Annotated in this window: 15 protein-coding genes; 11 read left to right on the top strand and 4 right to left on the bottom strand. The window is 67.6% G+C overall.

Annotation, left to right across the window (positions count from 1 at the left end):
* The first annotated feature begins 1 nt into the window (after position 1).
* The 7 genes from rsfS to G5C33_RS00695 all read left to right on the top strand — a co-directional run bounded on the left by rsfS (position 2) and on the right by G5C33_RS00695 (position 4933).
* The gene (rsfS, locus tag G5C33_RS00725; protein WP_407698088.1) at positions 2-316 is read left to right on the top strand and encodes a ribosome silencing factor; all 315 of its coding nucleotides are present in this window, start codon (positions 2-4) and stop codon (positions 314-316) included.
* 14 nt (positions 317-330) lie between these two features.
* Entirely contained in the window at positions 331-753 is a 423-nt protein-coding gene (locus tag G5C33_RS00720; protein WP_165325459.1) for a 23S rRNA (pseudouridine(1915)-N(3))-methyltransferase RlmH, read from the top strand.
* Between the two features lie 4 nt (positions 754-757).
* Positions 758-1954, top strand: a complete 1197-nt coding sequence (locus tag G5C33_RS00715; protein ID WP_228275147.1) for a murein hydrolase activator EnvC family protein — start codon at positions 758-760, stop codon at positions 1952-1954.
* A gap of 126 nt (positions 1955-2080) precedes the next feature.
* On the top strand, positions 2081-3439 hold the full coding sequence (locus tag G5C33_RS00710) for a S41 family peptidase (RefSeq protein WP_165325458.1): 1359 nt from the start codon (positions 2081-2083) through the stop codon (positions 3437-3439).
* 18 nt (positions 3440-3457) lie between these two features.
* Complete coding sequence (locus G5C33_RS00705; RefSeq protein ID WP_165325457.1) at positions 3458-3946, top strand: disulfide bond formation protein B; 489 nt, start codon at positions 3458-3460, stop codon at positions 3944-3946.
* Positions 3943-4488 carry a demethoxyubiquinone hydroxylase family protein gene (locus G5C33_RS00700; RefSeq protein ID WP_165325456.1) on the top strand — a complete coding sequence of 182 codons (546 nt, stop codon included), beginning with the start codon at positions 3943-3945 and terminating at the stop codon, positions 4486-4488. Before G5C33_RS00705 ends, G5C33_RS00700 begins: the two co-directional genes overlap by 4 nt.
* A 55-nt stretch (positions 4489-4543) precedes the next feature.
* Entirely contained in the window at positions 4544-4933 is a 390-nt protein-coding gene (locus G5C33_RS00695) for a hypothetical protein (protein WP_165325455.1), read from the top strand.
* Positions 4934-4937: 4 nt separating this feature from the next.
* Here G5C33_RS00695 and G5C33_RS00690 read toward each other — a convergent pair whose 3' ends face one another.
* Positions 4938-6152 carry a glycosyltransferase 87 family protein gene (locus G5C33_RS00690; RefSeq protein ID WP_165325454.1) on the bottom strand — a complete coding sequence of 405 codons (1215 nt, stop codon included), beginning with the start codon at positions 6150-6152 and terminating at the stop codon, positions 4938-4940.
* A gap of 107 nt (positions 6153-6259) precedes the next feature.
* On the opposite strand from G5C33_RS00690, the gene G5C33_RS00685 reads away from it, so the two are divergent.
* Positions 6260-6742, top strand: a complete 483-nt coding sequence (locus G5C33_RS00685) for a hemerythrin domain-containing protein (protein WP_165325453.1) — start codon at positions 6260-6262, stop codon at positions 6740-6742.
* Here the strand turns inward: G5C33_RS00685 and smc are convergent, their stop codons facing one another.
* The 3 genes from smc to G5C33_RS00670 are packed head-to-tail and all read right to left on the bottom strand — an operon-like array spanning position 6743 to position 11523.
* Positions 6743-10156, bottom strand: coding sequence for a chromosome segregation protein SMC (gene smc, locus G5C33_RS00680; protein ID WP_165325452.1), 3414 nt, complete (start codon positions 10154-10156; stop codon positions 6743-6745). It abuts the gene before it with no gap.
* Positions 10157-10186: 30 nt separating this feature from the next.
* Positions 10187-10945 carry a thioredoxin domain-containing protein gene (locus G5C33_RS00675; RefSeq protein WP_165325451.1) on the bottom strand — a complete coding sequence of 253 codons (759 nt, stop codon included), beginning with the start codon at positions 10943-10945 and terminating at the stop codon, positions 10187-10189.
* 41 nt (positions 10946-10986) lie between these two features.
* Positions 10987-11523 (bottom strand): DUF721 domain-containing protein, encoded by a 537-nt coding sequence (locus G5C33_RS00670; RefSeq protein WP_165325450.1) that lies wholly within the window; start codon positions 11521-11523, stop codon positions 10987-10989.
* A gap of 76 nt (positions 11524-11599) precedes the next feature.
* Here G5C33_RS00670 and mutY point away from each other — a divergent pair, with 76 nt between their 5' ends.
* From mutY to nudC, 3 genes are read left to right on the top strand one after another with little or no spacing between them, the layout of a single operon-like run.
* On the top strand, positions 11600-12622 hold the full coding sequence (mutY, locus tag G5C33_RS00665; RefSeq protein ID WP_407698087.1) for an A/G-specific adenine glycosylase: 1023 nt from the start codon (positions 11600-11602) through the stop codon (positions 12620-12622).
* On the top strand, positions 12610-13923 hold the full coding sequence (locus tag G5C33_RS00660; protein WP_165325448.1) for a serine hydrolase domain-containing protein: 1314 nt from the start codon (positions 12610-12612) through the stop codon (positions 13921-13923). Before mutY ends, G5C33_RS00660 begins: the two co-directional genes overlap by 13 nt.
* Positions 13920-14789, top strand: coding sequence for an NAD(+) diphosphatase (nudC, locus tag G5C33_RS00655; protein WP_165325447.1), 870 nt, complete (start codon positions 13920-13922; stop codon positions 14787-14789). The genes G5C33_RS00660 and nudC overlap by 4 nt, the downstream gene beginning before the upstream one ends.
* The last annotated feature ends 13 nt before the right edge of the window (positions 14790-14802 follow it).

Below are 14802 nucleotides of genomic sequence, written 5' to 3'. Positions count from 1 at the left end.
CATGACCTCGCTCGATGACGATCAGGCAGTCGAGACCGTTTCCATCCCGCTCGCGGGCAAGACGAGCATCGCCGATTACATGGTGGTGGCGTCGGGCAAGTCGACGCGACAGGTCGCGTCGATGGCCACCAAACTCGCCGAGAAGATCAAGGCCGAAAGCGGCCATACTCCGCGCGTGGAAGGCCTGCCGACCGCCGACTGGGTGCTGATCGACGCGGGCGACGTGATTGTCCACCTCTTCCGCCCCGAAGTGCGCAGCTTCTACAATATCGAGCGGATGTGGGCATTCGGCGACACGCCGGCGGGAGAGGCCTGAGGCCTTACCCCGACGTGCTGCTGCATATCGTCGCGCGCGGCCGCATCGGGCGCAGTCCCGAGGCCGAGCTGGTCGCGCGCTATCTCAAGCGAATCAGCTGGCCCACCAGAGTCAGCGAACTGCCCGAAACCGGCGGCAGGATGCCCGGCGCCGAAACGCCGATGCGCACCGTCGTCCTCGATGAAACCGGCAGGAACCTTCCCTCGCGCGAGCTGGCGAAGAAGCTGGGCGACTGGCGCGACGACGGCATTCGCGAAACGCGCTTCCTGATCGGCGCCGCCGACGGGTTCGATGACGCACAACGCGCCGAGGCGGACCTGCTGCTGTCGTTCGGCGCGGCGACATGGCCGCACATGATGGCGCGCGCGATGCTGGCGGAGCAGCTCTGGAGATCGGTCTCCATCCTTGCCAATCATCCCTATCACCGCGAAGGATAGGGGCATGGCATGGCGGCGCGGAGCGGTGACGGGAGCGGCGATGCTGGCGATCCTTGCCAGCGGCCCGCTGGTGCGTGCCCAGACGGTGCCGAGCATGGCCGAGCAGCAATCCCGGCTCGAACGCGCGACGGCCGCGTCCAAAGCCGCGCAGGAAAAATCGAAACAGCTCGAACAGGCCGCCGAGGCGGCGCGCAGCCAGGCCGCGCAGGCCAGGGCGAAGGAGGAAGCCGCCGCACAGCGTATCGCCGCGGCCGAGGCCGACATCGCCGCCGCGCGTGCGCGCATCGCGATCGTCGACCGGCGGTTGCGCGCGCAGCGCGTCACGCTTTCGCAGCGGCAATCGACGATCCTGCGGCTGATCGCGGCGATCCAGTCGCTGGTGCGGCGCCCGCCCGCGCTGGGACTGGTCCAGCCGGGATCGACCGAGGATATCGTCCATGTCCGCGCGGTCCTGGGTACGACCTTGCCGGTGGTGCGCGAGCGCACCGCCGATGTCCGCGCCGAACTGGCGCGGATCCGAGGGCTGCGGCGCCAGGCCGAACAAGCGGTGGCAAGCCTGCGCGAAAGCCGCGGTCGGCTCGAGGCCGAGCGCGTGGCGCTGGTGCATCTCGAAGCCGAAAACCGGCTGCGTTCGCAGCGGCTCGATCGCAGCGCGCTGATCGAATCGGATCGCGCGATCGCGGCGGGTGAGCGCGCGCGCGACATCGTCGACCAGATGGACGTGATGGAGGCCGCCGGCGAGGTTCGCGAGGAACTTGCCGCGCTTCCCGGGCCGTTGCCGCGTCCGCGCGAAGCCGGAGAGGCGGCGCCTGTGTCGCATTCGGCGCCGCGCCGCGCCGCGCCCTATCGCCTGCCGGTCAGCGGAAGCCTCGTCACCGGCATGGGCGAGCTTTCGCCGACCGGTGTGCGTTCGCGCGGGCTGACGATCGCGACCAGTCCCGGCGCGGGCGTGACGGCGCCAAGCGGCGGAACGATCCGCTATGCCGCGCCGTTCCGCCGCTATGGCGGGGTGGTCATCATCGATCACGGTCAGGGGTGGACTAGTCTGATCGCCGGGCTTGGGGCGGTTTCGGTAAAGCGCGGGGACACGGTGGCGCAGGGCGTGCCTATCGGCCGCGCCGGCGAGGACGAAACGCCGCGCGTTACCGTGGAGTTGCGACGCCATGACGCACCGATGGACATTACCCGGCTGCTCGATTGAATCGCCGTGTTGCAGCGTGCCGATACGGCCATGTCCGGCTTTGCGCGGAGGCGCCATTGGCGCTATCGTTGGCGGCGAATTACCGGCTTTCGTGCCAGGGCCGGTTCCTCTTAGGAAAGTAACTTGATGCCTCGCCCGTTTCTTCAGGTCACCGCCGCCGTCAGTGCCCTCGCGCTCGTCCCCGTCGCCACCAGCGCGATGGCGTCGGCCGAGGCGGGCAGCTATCGCGAGCTCGACCTGTTCATGGAAGTCTTCAACCGGGTGAAGGCAAGCTATGTCGATCCGGTCGATGACGAAACGCTGGTGAAGGGCGCGATCCAGGGGATGCTCTCGGCGCTCGATCCGCATTCGAGCTATGTCTCCGAACTTGATTTCGACAATATGCGCATCGCCACCGAAGGCGAATATGGCGGGCTCGGCCTTACGGTCACGATGGAGGACGGCGCAGTAAAGGTCGTCGCACCGACCGAGGATACGCCGGCTGACCGGGCGGGGATCAAGGCGGGCGATTACATCACCCATCTCGACGGCAAGCTGATCTATGGCGGCACGCTCGACGAGGCGATCACGGTGATGCGCGGCAAGCCGGGCACCGATATCACGCTGACCGTGGTGCGGCCGGGGCATGACGAACCGCTCGAATTCACGCTGACGCGCGAAACCATCGTGCAGAAGCCGGTGAAGTGGGAAGTGCGCGACGGCGTCGGCATCATCAACATCAACACCTTCTCGCAGAATACCGGCGCAGATACGCGCGCGGCAGTGGCTGCGATCGAACAGGAGCTGGGCCATCCGCCGCTCGGCTATATCGTCGATCTGCGCAACAATGGCGGTGGGCTGCTCAGCCAGGCGATCGAAGTCGGCGATGTGTTTCTCGATCACGGCGAGATCGTGTCGCAGCGCGGTCGCACGCGTGCCGATATCGAGCGCTATTATGCCGAATCGATGGTGAAGGGCGATCTGACGCGCGGCCTGCCGGTGATCGTGCTGATCGACGCGGGTACCGCTTCGGCCTCGGAAATCGTCGCCGGCGCGATCCAGGACCATCATCGCGGACTGGTGATGGGTACGCGCAGCTTCGGCAAGGGATCGGTGCAGACGCTGATGCAGCTTGGCCCGCAAAGCGCGCTGCGGCTCACCACCGCGCGCTATTACACGCCGTCGGGCCGTTCGGTGCAGGAAGGCGGGATCAAGCCCGACATCACCGTGCCGCAGCTTTCCGATCCCGATTACCGCACCCGTCCGGTGTTCCGCGAATCCGACCTGCGCCGCCATCTGATCAACGAGATCGACGTCGACGACGAGGCGCTGGAAGAAGACACCAACGAGGATCCGCGCTTCTCCGCCACGGCTGAAGAGCTGGAGGAGCAGGGGATCGAGGACTTCCAGCTCCATTATGCGCTTGGTGCCATCACGCGGCTCGGCAACGGGCAGACGCGCTCTGCCGCCGCCGCGAAGGGCGGCAGCGGCGGTTCGGCCAATTAAGGGAAAGCATCGACTGCGATGACACCGCCGGCAATCGCAAAGGCGCGCTTGATCGCGCTGCTTGTCCCGCTCGCGCTGCTGGGCGGCGCCTGGGGGTCGCAGCTGTTCGGCGGGCTCTACCCGTGCGAAATGTGCCATTGGCAGCGCTGGCCGCATTATGCGGCGGTGCCGATCGCGTTGGCGGCGTTTTTCGTTAAGCAGCCTTTCATGCGCGCAACGCTTATCTGTCTGGCGGCGGCATCGGTCGCCGTCAGCGGAGCGATCGGCGTGTTTCATGCAGGTGTCGAATATGGCTGGTGGCCGGGCATCACCGGATGCACGGCGACGGCCGATCTTGGCCTGAGCGACGCCGATCTGCTCAATTCGATCAACGACCGCCCCCTGATCCGCTGCGACGAGCCGCAATGGACGTTGCTCGGGGTTTCGCTGGCAGGCTTCAACGCGATCATCTCGCTGGGCAGCGCAATCCTGATTTTCGCGCTGGTCGGGCGGAGGCGCGCGGCATGAGCAAGGGCCCCAGCTGGAAACCGGGCGACCGGCGCGAGAAGCGCGATGCGATGGTCCGTGTCGATCAGGCCGGCGAATATGGCGCGACGCGCATCTACGCCGGGCAGCTCGCCGTTTTGGGCGATCGCAACAGCGCAGCACGCGCGGTTGCCGGCATGGCCAATCAGGAGGAGCGCCACCGCGCCTTTTTCGATGCCATGATCGTGCGCCGGGGTGTCCGACCCACGCTTTTGCAACCCTTTTGGGACGTCGCGGGTTTTGCTCTTGGAGCCGGAACGGCGGCGATCGGGCCCGAAGCGGCAATGGCGTGCACCGCCGCGATCGAGACCGAGATCGATGCCCATTACGGCGAACAGCTCGATCAGCTCGGCGACAGCGATCCCGAGCTTTCCGCTGCAGTGGCGGAGTTTCGCGCCGAGGAAGTGGAGCATCGCGATTCGGCGCTGGAGGCAGGCGCGGAAATGGCTCCGGCCTATCCGCTGCTAGAAAGCGCGATCCGATTGGGCTGCCGGGCGGCGATCGCGCTGTCCAAGAAAATTTGAACCGCCCCAAGGCCAAATCGGCCTGAAGGCCAGATCGACCCACAGGAGAGTCGAGATGAAGAAGACAGTGATAGCAATCGCGGCGACCGTCGCCGGCTTCGGCTTCGCCGCGCCTGCCGCGATGGCGCAGGACGCGCCGATCAACGGCACGATCACCATCTATGGCGATGATCCCTGCCCCGAAAACACGATATGCGTCCGCGCGCCCGAAACCGAACGCTATCGCGTGCCGCGCACGATTCGCGAAAATCAGCCGATCAAGCGTGAGGATGCCGCCTGGGCCGCGCGCGTCGAAGACGTGATGGATGCGGGCGATACCGGCATCGGCAGCTGCTCGGCAGTCGGGCCGGGGGGCGCCGTCGGCTGTGCCGCAGAGGAAATCCGGCAAGGGACTGCCGAAGCGCGGGAACGCGCCGACCGCGCCACCGATCTGCCGCTGCCCTGAGCGCTCAGACCCGCGCTGCTTCTTCGATCCAGCGGGGCGAGGGCAGCCGCACCAGATCGGCGATCAGCCACAGCAGCGCCGCGCCGCGCACCCCGGCCGCCAGTGCGACGGGGATGATCGTCGCGTGCGGCCACGCTCCGTTCATCCGCGCCAGCCACCAGAACTCCGCGAAATAGGCGGCAAGGTCGCCCGCCGCGAACAGCGCCACCGGCCATAGGCGCGGCGCCGCGATCAGCAGCAGCGGATAGATCCACAGGTCGAACTGCGGCGAATGGACCTTGTTGGTGAGCAGGAACCAGCCGAGCACCGCCGGAAACAGGATCCACAGCCGCGTGCGATGGCGGCGCCAGCCCAGTGCCACGATCGCGGCGTATCCCGCGAAAAAGGCGAGGGCCGACCAGAAATTCCGTTCGGCGATGGTCGCGCGCCACACGTGTAGATGGTTCAGGATTTCCCAGATCGACGCCCGCGTTCCGGGGCGCGATCCCGAAAAGCGATAGAATTCGGACCAGTTTTCGAACGCCGCCAGAGCCACCGGCAGATTGACCAGCAACCACGCGCCGATCGCGGCGGCCGACAGAAGCGCTGCATTCCGTATCCGTTCGAAAAGCGGACGCTCGCTATCCCCGAACAATGCCTGCAGCCCGAGCAGCGGCAGCAACAGCGCGGGAAACAGCTTTGCCGCCGTGCCGAGTCCGGCAAGCGCCGCGGCCGTGGCCGGACGCCCCTGCCGCGCCGTCAGCATCGCCGCGACGGCGAGCGCGACGGCGAGCATATCCCAGTTATGCCCGAGATAGAGGATCAGCGGGGGCGCCAGCGCCCAGCGCTTCAGCCGCGCGTCGTTCATTCCCGCGCGGTACAGCATCGCCAGAATGGCGAAGGCGAGCAGCGCATTGCCGAACGTCACCCAGAACAGGAAATGCGTGCTTCCTGGCCCGCTCGCACCGGTCAGCCGCGCCAGCCCGCCCTCGATCCAGATCAGGAGCCCGGTGAGTACGGGATATTCCATCCGGCTTTCGAAATAGGGGACCGCGCCCGCATCCACGTCGCGCGCGGTCCAGAACGGAATGGCGTCGCTGTAGCAGCCGGTGCTGTACTGCACCCAGCTGGGCCACCCGCCGTTTTCCAGGCAGTGCGCCTTGAACCCCCAGCCGAGCAGGCACGTGAGCAGCAGCGTTGCAGGCAGCGCCAGTCGCGCCAGGTCAAGGCGTTGAAACATGCGTTCCCCCGGTGCCGCTCCGCGATTCACCCTGCGAACGATTCGCATCTGAAACTCCCGGCGCGCTGAGCGATTGATTAGACAAAGTAAACCCGGAGGACAAACCGATGGCGGACGTAAGGATTTTTGACGATTTGAAGCGCGATCATGATCGCCAGCGCGTGTTGCTCAAGCAGCTTGAGGAAACGCACGGCGATACCGCCGAGCGGCGCGACCTGTTCGAAAAGCTGCGCCTCGAGCTTCAGGCGCATGCGGCGGCCGAGGAGGAATCGCTCTATGCGACGATGCTCGCCTGCCCCGATCTGCGCGACGAGGCGCGGCATTCGGTTTCCGAGCACAAGGAAATCGACGACTATCTGGGCGAGCTGGTCGAGACCGACATGGCCTCGGGCGCGTGGCTTCAGAAGTTCAAGGAAATGAAGCACCGCTACGAACATCATATCGACGAGGAAGAGGAAGAGATGTTTCCCGCCGCCGCGAAACAGCTTTCCGATAAGGCCGAAGAGCGGCTCGCCAAGGTGTTCGAAGCGCGCAAGCCCCGCGAAATGGCGCGCGCCGAAGAGGAAGCCCCGGGCGACGCGCGCGAATGACTATTCGGCGGCGAGCAGGCTTTCGGCGCCGCCAAGGTCGACACTGACCAGCCTGCTCACGCCGCGTTCAACCATCGTCACGCCGAACAGCCGGTCCATACGCGCCATCGTCGCCGCATTGTGCGTGACGATCAGATAACGGGTGCGCGTCTCGCGGTTCATCCGGTCGAGAAGATCGCAGAAGCGCTCGATATTGGCGTCGTCGAGCGGCGCGTCGACTTCGTCGAGCACACAGATCGGCGCGGGATTGGTCAGGAACAGCGCGAAGATCAGCGCGACGGCGGTAAGCGCCTGTTCGCCGCCCGAAAGCAGCGTCAGCGACTGCAGCTTCTTGCCCGGCGGCTGCGCCATGATTTCCAGCCCCGCTTCGAGCGGGTCTTCCGAGTCGATCAGTTCGAGATGCGCGCTGCCACCGTTGAACAGCGTGGTGAAGAGTCGCGTGAAATGGTCGTTCACGGCTTCGAACGCCGCCAGCAATCGCTGGCGGCCCTCGCGATTGAGCGTGCCGATCGATCCGCGCAGCTGATTGACCGCGAGCGTCAGTTCGTCGCGCTCCTTGGCATTGGCGGCGCTTGATTCGCTCAGTTCGGCGAGTTCGGTCTCGGCCACCAGATTGACCGGGCCGATCCGCTCGCGCTCGGCGATCAGCTTGTCATGTGTCGCCGATTCGGCGCCTGGTTCGCCGACCGTGTCGGTTTCGAAGCCGACGCGTTCGCCCAATATCGGCGGCGGGCATTCGAACCGCTCGCCCGACAGGCGCCCCATTTCGATCCGCCGTGCCTCCTGATTTTCCGCGCGCGCGGCGGCGCCGGCGCGAATTTCGCGGGCCTCGGCCAGCCGTTCGGCGGTCAGGCGCACTTCATTCTCGGTGATGCGCAGCGCCGCCTCGGCTTCCGCCTCGGCTGCCTGTGCGGCGCTCGATTCGGCGCGGGTGGTCTCGGCGGTGCGTTCGGCTTCGGCGATCAGCCCGTCGAGTTCGGCGGGACGCGCGGCGAGCTGTTCCTTCTCCTGCGCCAGTGCGGCGGCACGCGTTTCCATTTCCTCGCTGCGGCGGGCGGCTTCGCCGGCGCGTGCCTGCCAGCTTTTGCGTTCGGCCTGGGCGGCGGCGAGCCGCTCGCGCGCGCGGCTCAGCTCCTGTTCCTGCGCGGTGCGTTCGGCGCGCGCGGCAGCGGCGGCGGCGCGGCGATTTTCGGTGTCGCTGGAAAGCTTGGAAACACGCTCGCGCGTTTGCTGCCCATCGGGCAGCGCGGCGAGCGCGGCCTGCGCGCGCGACTGTTCGCTGGCCGCTTCCTCGACTTCGCCTGCGATCCGCTGCGCGCGCGATTCGATATCGGCACGCTGCGCCTCCAGCCGTTCGAGCTGGCTTGCCGCGCGATCCTCGGCGCGGGCGGCATCGCGGCCGGTGGTTTCGGCATGTTCGAGCACGCGCCGCGCATCGGCGGCTGCGCGACGGGCCTCGGCGATGTCCTCCTCGATCTGCGAGAGCCGTGCCTCGGCGCTTTCGACCGCGCGGAGCGCCGCGGGCCGTGCCTTTTCGATCGCATGGAGGCGATTGACGCTTTCCAGCCGCTGCGCCGCCGCCGCACCGCCCGATCGTGCGGTATAGCCGTCCCAGCGGCGCAATTTGCCGTCGAGAGTCGCCAGCCGCTGACCCACGGCCAGCTTCTGCCCGGTATCGCTTTCAGTGACGAACACTTGCGACAGGCGGCGCGCCAGCTCGGGGGGCGCCTGAACATGCGCCGCCAGCGGTGTCGCATCGGCCGGTGCGCCGGGGTCTCCCGGAAGCGTTTCGGCGCCGGCCCAATAGCGCTCCGCACTGCTGTCGAGCCCCGCCTCCAGATCGTCGCCCAGTGCCGCGGCGAGCGCGCGTTCATAGCCGTCATCGACTTTCAGCCGGTCGAGCAGCCGATCCCTGGCCGAGGCGCGAGTCGCCTTGGTCAGCGCGGCGGCTTCGCTGTCGAGTTGTGCCAGTTCGGCATGCGCCCCGGCGCGCGCCGACTGCGCCTTGTCGCGCGCCTCGATCGCGGCGCGCTCGGCGGCATCGGCGCGCGAAAGGCCGGTGCGGCCGGTTTCGGCCTGTTGCAGCGCCGTTTCGCGCGCCCTGGCGGCGCTGTCGCGTTCTTGCTGCAGCGGTCCGGCATCGGGCAGCGCCTTGCGCTCGGCATCGACTCGCGCCTTGTCGCGCTCGGCGCGTTCGACGCGCGTCCTCGCCGCGTCCAGCGCCGCCTGCGCGACGCGCGCATCGGCCGCTTCGCTTGCCTGCTCGGCCATCGCCTGCGCCAGCGAGACTTCGGCATCGCGCGCCACGCGCTCGGCCTCGGCCAGCGCCGATTCGAGTTGCGGCATGCGCGTCGCCGCTTCGGCGATGCGCTTGTCGAGCGCGCCGGCCTCTTCCTCCAGCCGCGACAGCGCCTCGGCGGCGTCGCGGGCAAGCTCGCCCTCGCGGCCCTTGTCGGCGGCCAGCCGCACTTCGTTGTCGGCCAGCTCCTGAAGTCGCCTGTCGACCGAAGCGCGATCGCCGCGCAGCGCCGAAAGCCGGTGCATCGCTTCGCTTGCGCGATCGCGAACGGCAAGCGCGGCGGCGCGTTCGGTACTCAGCCGCTCGGCGGCCCTGCGCTGCGCCTCGGCGGCCTTATCCTGGCCGGCGGCGCGTTCGGTGACCCGCGCTTCGGCTGCGGCGGCTTCGGCCTTTGCGGCATCGGCGGCGGCGGCGGCATCGCGCCAGCGGGCATAGATCATCCGCGCTTCTGCCACCCGGATATCCTCGGTCAGCGCGCGATAGCGTTCGGCCTGTCGTGCCTGCCGTTTCAGCGCGGCGGCGCGCGCGTCCTGGTCGGCGATGACTTCGTCGAGGCGCGTCAGGTTGTTCTCGGTCGCGCGCAGCCGCTGTTCGGCATCCTTGCGGCGGACATGCAGCCCGGCGATGCCGGCGGCTTCCTCCAGCATCGCGCGGCGTTCGACCGGCTTGGCGGAAATGACCGCGCTGATCCGCCCCTGGCTGACGAGCGCGGGGGAATGCGCGCCGGTCGCCGCGTCGGCGAAGAGCAGCGACACATCCTTGGCGCGCACGTCGCGCCCGTTGATGCGATAGGCCGATCCAGCGCCGCGCTCGATGCGGCGGACGACTTCGACTTCGCCTTCCGCCTCGCCCGCAACTTCGTCGGTGAGGATCGAGACTTCGGCGAAATCGCGTTGCGGACGGGCGGCGGTACCCGCGAAGATCACGTCTTCCATCCCCGAACCGCGCATCGAGCGGGGCGAGTTCTCGCCCATCGCCCATCGCAGCGCTTCGAGCAGATTGGATTTGCCGCAGCCATTGGGGCCGACGATGCCCGTCAGCCCCGGTTCGATGCGCAAATCGGCAGGGTCGACGAAGCTCTTGAAGCCGGAAAGCCTCAGGCGCTTGATCTGCATCGCCGCTCCCGCGCCGCCCGCCGCCGCGCCTTAACGCGCGCCCGCGGCGCGGATCTGCGGCTCGATATCGGACCAGATGATACCGCTCTGCACCTGCTCGCCGTTGATGAAGAAGGTCGGCGTGCCGCGGACGCCCAGTTCGTTCGAAGCATGGCGCATCATGCGCACCAGTTCGGCGATCGCATCCTGATCGGCAAGGCAGGCATCGACCTTCGATTGCGGCACGCCGCGCTGCTTGACGAAATCGACATAGCCGAGCGCTTCCATCCACTGCGGTGCCGCCTGGGGAGCGGGCATGCTGCGCAGTTGCTGCACCCGCTGCGGAGCGAGCCCGCGCTCCTTCTCGGCGAATTGCGGCTGCGCCTCGAACATCTGATCGAGCATCGGGAAGAAGCGTTCTTCGCCGACGCAGCGGCCGAGCAGCGCGAGCCCGAGATCCTGAGGGTGAATCAGATAGTCACGAAATTCATAGCTGACGCGACCGGTGGAAACATAATTTTCCATCAGCGGCGTGAAGCCGGTGGTCGCGAAGGCATAGCAGGCCGGGCAGCTGCGCGAGCCATATTCAAGGAACTTGATCGGCGCGTCGGGATTGCCGACGCGATAGCCGCCTTCTTCGGTCTTCACCACGACTTCGGTCCAGGGCCGGCCTTGCTCCGCGGCCACATTCGCCACCGGATCGGCCTGTACCGTAAGGTTCGAATCGGCCCCGCCATTGCCGCACGAGGCAAGCATCAGGAACGGTGCCGCGAGGACGGCCAGCAACGAAAAACGAAAGGGGGAACGCATCTGCGACTTCTCCGGTTATGCGAACGCGCGGGGCGATGCGATCAGCTGATCTTGCCCAGCATGGGAATTTCGGTCGATTTCTTGGCCACGCCCGCAGCGAGCGATTCGAGCACCGCGCGCAGCTCGGGATCGGCGACGGTGCGCAGGCTTTCGCCCAGCTCTTCGGGGATCGGGGTGGGCGCGGGCGGCGGCGGCGCGGCCTGGCGGCGCTGCACGCTGCCGTGGCGGATCGCGACTCGGGCGATGGCGGGATAGCCGAAGAAGCGATTGACTCGCTCGACAATCTCGGGGCCGAGATGCTGCAGCATCGGCGCATGCGCGCCGCCCGCGATCAGCGTCAATACGCCCTCGGCGCGCTTGCCCGGCGGAAAGCGAATCGATTCGGGTGCCGAAACGCCGGCAAAGCGTTCGCCGACGATTTCGCTCCAGCGGCTGACCACGGAGTGCTGGACGAATCCGAATTTGCGGAAGGTCGCGCGGCCGACGTCCGGCACGAGCTCGGCCACCGGCCGTGCGCGCATGCTGCGCCGCGGCGTCTGTTCGGATTTCCGCGTTCTGGAGGATGTGGTCTTTTTCATTGTCGCACTCTCATGCCATAGCCGGGGCGTGTCCGACAATCTTCCTTGCGACTTCGATGGCGCGATCGCGCGCGATTTGCTCGAATGGTACGACAAACATGCCCGCGTCCTGCCCTGGCGCGCGCCGCCCGGAACGCCGGCGATGGACCCGTATCGCGTCTGGCTGTCCGAAGTGATGCTGCAACAGACGCAGGTTGCGACGGTAAAGCCCTATTTCGAGAAATTCACGACGCGCTGGCCCGATTTCGCGAGCCTCGCCGCGGCCGACGATGCCGATCTGATGGCCGCCTGGGCGGGGCTCGGCTACTATGCGCGCGCGCGGAACCTGCTCGCCTGCGCGCGCACGGTGGCAGGCGAACATGACGGGCAGCTGCCACGTACCGAGGCCGGGCTGCGCGCGCTGCCCGGTGTCGGCGGCTATACGGCGGCGGCGGTCGCGGCGATCGCTTTCGATGAACGCGCAGTGGTGGTCGATGCCAATGTCGAACGGGTCGTGTCGCGACTGTTCGCGGTCGAGACGCCATTGCCCGCGGCCAAGCCGCGCATCCATGCGCTTGCCGACGGCATCACGCCCGATGCCCGTCCGGGCGACTTTGCGCAGGCGATGATGGATCTGGGCGCTACCATCTGCACCGCGCGGGCGCCCAGATGCATGCTCTGCCCGTTGCGCGGCGATTGCGCGGCGCATTCGGGCGGCATGCCCGAAACCTATCCGCGCAAGACGCCCAAGCCCGAGCGGCCGCAGCGCCACGGCACCTTCTTCTGGATCGAGCAGGGCGGCGAGGTGCTGCTGGTGCGGCGGCCGGAGAAAGGGCTGCTGGGCGGGATGCGTGCGCTGCCGACCGGGCCGTGGCAGGCCGAACCGCCGAAGCTGGCGGGGGCGCCGGTCGCGGCCGAGTGGCATATCAGTGACACACATATAAGCCACGGTTTCACCCATTTCCGGCTCGACGTCGCGCTCGCAATGGCCGATGTGGCGGTGCGACCGGAAGTCGACCAGGGCGAGTGGTGGCCGGTGGCGGAAATCGAGGCGGCGGGTCTGCCGACCGTTTTCGCCAAGGCCGCTCGCGCATTCGGGAGAGAGAGATGCTGCATCTGAATCGTTTCGGACTGGCGGGGATTGCCGCCGCATTCCTGGCCACCACGGCCTGTATCGCGCAGACCGGCGGACAGACGGCGCCGGTTGTCAGTAGCGCCCCGGCATCGGTCGCGACGCAGGCGCTCGTCGAACGCTATGTGGCGCAGGACAAGGCGCCGGGCGTCGTCATCGCCTATGGCGGGCGTGGCGATCCGGTATTCGCCAGTGCGGGCAATATCGCCGACGGTGCCGATGCCGCCGCCGCCGATCCCGATTCGCTCTGGCGCGTCTATTCGATGACCAAGCCGATCACCGGCATGGCGGCGATGATCCTGGTCGAAGAGGGCAAGATCAGCCTCGATCAGCCGGTTTCGGATTTTATCCCCGGTTTTGCCGAGATGGAAGTGCTGACCGACCCCGAAAACAGCCTCGAAACGCGGCCGGCTGCCGGGCCGGTGACGATCCGTCACCTGCTGACGCATACCGCCGGGCTCGGCTACAACATCATCACCAAGGGGCCGCTGCTCGACGAATATAACCGGCTGGGCATCAACCCCGCGGCGATCAACGTCCAGCAGGAAGTCGCGTTTCGCCGGACCCGCCCCGAAACGCTCGCCGAATTCGCCGATCGCGTCGCCACGCTGCCGCTGATCGCCGATCCGGGGACGAAATGGAGCTATTCGATCGGGCTCGATGTTATGGGTCGCGTGATCGAAGTCGCCAGCGGCATGTCCTTCGATCAGTTCGTCCAGCAGCGATTGTTCGATCCGCTCGGCATGACGTCGAGCTACTGGACGGTGCCGCAGAGCGAGGTCGGTCGCCTCTCGACCAATTATTTCTTCGTCGGCGATGCTCGCACGCCGGTCGATCCCGGCGACAATTCGGTCTTCGCCCAGCCGCCGAGCTTTCCCTATGGCGGGGCGGGGCTGGTCATGTCGGCGCGCGATTATGACCGTTTCCTGCACATGCTGCTCAATCAAGGCGAACTCGACGGCGTGCGCGTGATGCGCGCGGAAACCGTGCGCCTGGCGATGTCGAACCTGTTGCCCGAAGGCGTGTACTTCCAGGGTGTTTCGGGTGCCACCGGCGGCGCGACGAGCGGCCGGATGGGCTTCGGCGCGGGCGGCTCTGTCTATCTCGAAGCAAGGCCGGGCGGTGCAGGCAAGGGCACTTATGGCTGGGGCGGCGCGGCGGGGACGACCGGCTGGGTCGATCCCGAGAACGGCGTGCGCGGCACGGTGATGGTCAATTACATGCCGTCGGACAAATGGCCGCTGCGCGACGATGCAGTGACGGCCGTCTATGCCGACATGACGCCGTGAGGGCGCCGGGCTTCACCGGCGCGGTGATCGACCGCGCCGACTGGATGCGCCACGACGAAGCGGCGCTTGCGAACGCACTGCGCGATCCGAAGGCACGGCTGCTCGGGCTCGACGATCTCGATCCGGTGCTGGCGGAGGACCGCCTGACCTGGACCATGCTGGCCGACCAGGGCGAAGCGCCGCCGTTGGTGCTGCTCGGCCTGATCGAGGGCGTGCCGCATTTCGCACCGCTCGATCCGCCGCGTAGTGCGGGCGAGCGGCCCGGCGGGCTGTTCGACGCGATCGCGCGCCTGCCCGAATCCGAAGCCGCGCTCTATGCCGGCGCGCGCAGTGTCGTCGACTGGCATCGCCGCCACCGTTTCTGCGCGCGCTGCGGGCATGCCACCCATACGTTCCGTGCGGGCTGGGCGCGCAAATGCGACAATTGCGACGCAGAGCATTTCCCGCGCACCGATCCGGTGGTCATCATGATCGCCGAGCATGACGGGCGCGCGCTGCTCGGGCGGCAGGCAAGCTGGGCGCCCGGGCGCTATTCGGCGCTGGCGGGCTTTCTCGAGCCGGGTGAATCGATCGAGGAAGCCGTGGCGCGCGAAACACTCGAGGAATCAGGCGTGCGCGTCACCAATGTCCGCTATGTCGCGAGCCAGCCCTGGCCCTTCCCGTCCTCGCTGATGATCGCCTGTGTCGGGCAGGCGGCGGACGATCGCATCACGGTCGATACCAACGAGATCGAGGATGCGCGCTGGTTCGCGCGCGACGAGGTGCGCGCGGCGCTGGCGGGCGAGGCCGATGCGCCTTTCGGCGCGCCGCCACCCATCGCGATCGCGCACACGCTGCTCAGCGCCTGGGCCGAAGCCGGGTCGTAGGGATCAGTCGGGC

Source organism: Sphingosinithalassobacter tenebrarum (assembly GCF_011057975.1).
Taxonomy (GTDB): Bacteria; Pseudomonadota; Alphaproteobacteria; order Sphingomonadales; family Sphingomonadaceae; genus Sphingomonas; species Sphingomonas tenebrarum.
This window is presented reverse-complemented; position numbering and strand designations above follow the sequence as displayed.

Excerpts from the sequence above, each read along its gene's own strand:
- rsfS (WP_407698088.1), top strand. The coding sequence starts at position 2 with ATGACCTCGCTCGATGACGATCAGGCAGTCGAGACCGTTTCCATCCCG.
- G5C33_RS00715 (WP_228275147.1), top strand. The coding sequence starts at position 758 with ATGGCATGGCGGCGCGGAGCGGTGACGGGAGCGGCGATGCTGGCGATC.
- G5C33_RS00710 (WP_165325458.1), top strand. The coding sequence starts at position 2,081 with ATGCCTCGCCCGTTTCTTCAGGTCACCGCCGCCGTCAGTGCCCTCGCG.
- G5C33_RS00705 (WP_165325457.1), top strand. The coding sequence starts at position 3,458 with ATGACACCGCCGGCAATCGCAAAGGCGCGCTTGATCGCGCTGCTTGTC.
- G5C33_RS00700 (WP_165325456.1), top strand. The coding sequence starts at position 3,943 with ATGAGCAAGGGCCCCAGCTGGAAACCGGGCGACCGGCGCGAGAAGCGC.
- G5C33_RS00695 (WP_165325455.1), top strand. The coding sequence starts at position 4,544 with ATGAAGAAGACAGTGATAGCAATCGCGGCGACCGTCGCCGGCTTCGGC.
- G5C33_RS00690 (WP_165325454.1), bottom strand. The coding sequence starts at position 6,152 with ATGTTTCAACGCCTTGACCTGGCGCGACTGGCGCTGCCTGCAACGCTG.
- G5C33_RS00685 (WP_165325453.1), top strand. The coding sequence starts at position 6,260 with ATGGCGGACGTAAGGATTTTTGACGATTTGAAGCGCGATCATGATCGC.
- smc (WP_165325452.1), bottom strand. The coding sequence starts at position 10,156 with ATGCAGATCAAGCGCCTGAGGCTTTCCGGCTTCAAGAGCTTCGTCGAC.
- G5C33_RS00675 (WP_165325451.1), bottom strand. The coding sequence starts at position 10,945 with ATGCGTTCCCCCTTTCGTTTTTCGTTGCTGGCCGTCCTCGCGGCACCG.
- G5C33_RS00670 (WP_165325450.1), bottom strand. The coding sequence starts at position 11,523 with ATGAAAAAGACCACATCCTCCAGAACGCGGAAATCCGAACAGACGCCG.
- G5C33_RS00660 (WP_165325448.1), top strand. The coding sequence starts at position 12,610 with ATGCTGCATCTGAATCGTTTCGGACTGGCGGGGATTGCCGCCGCATTC.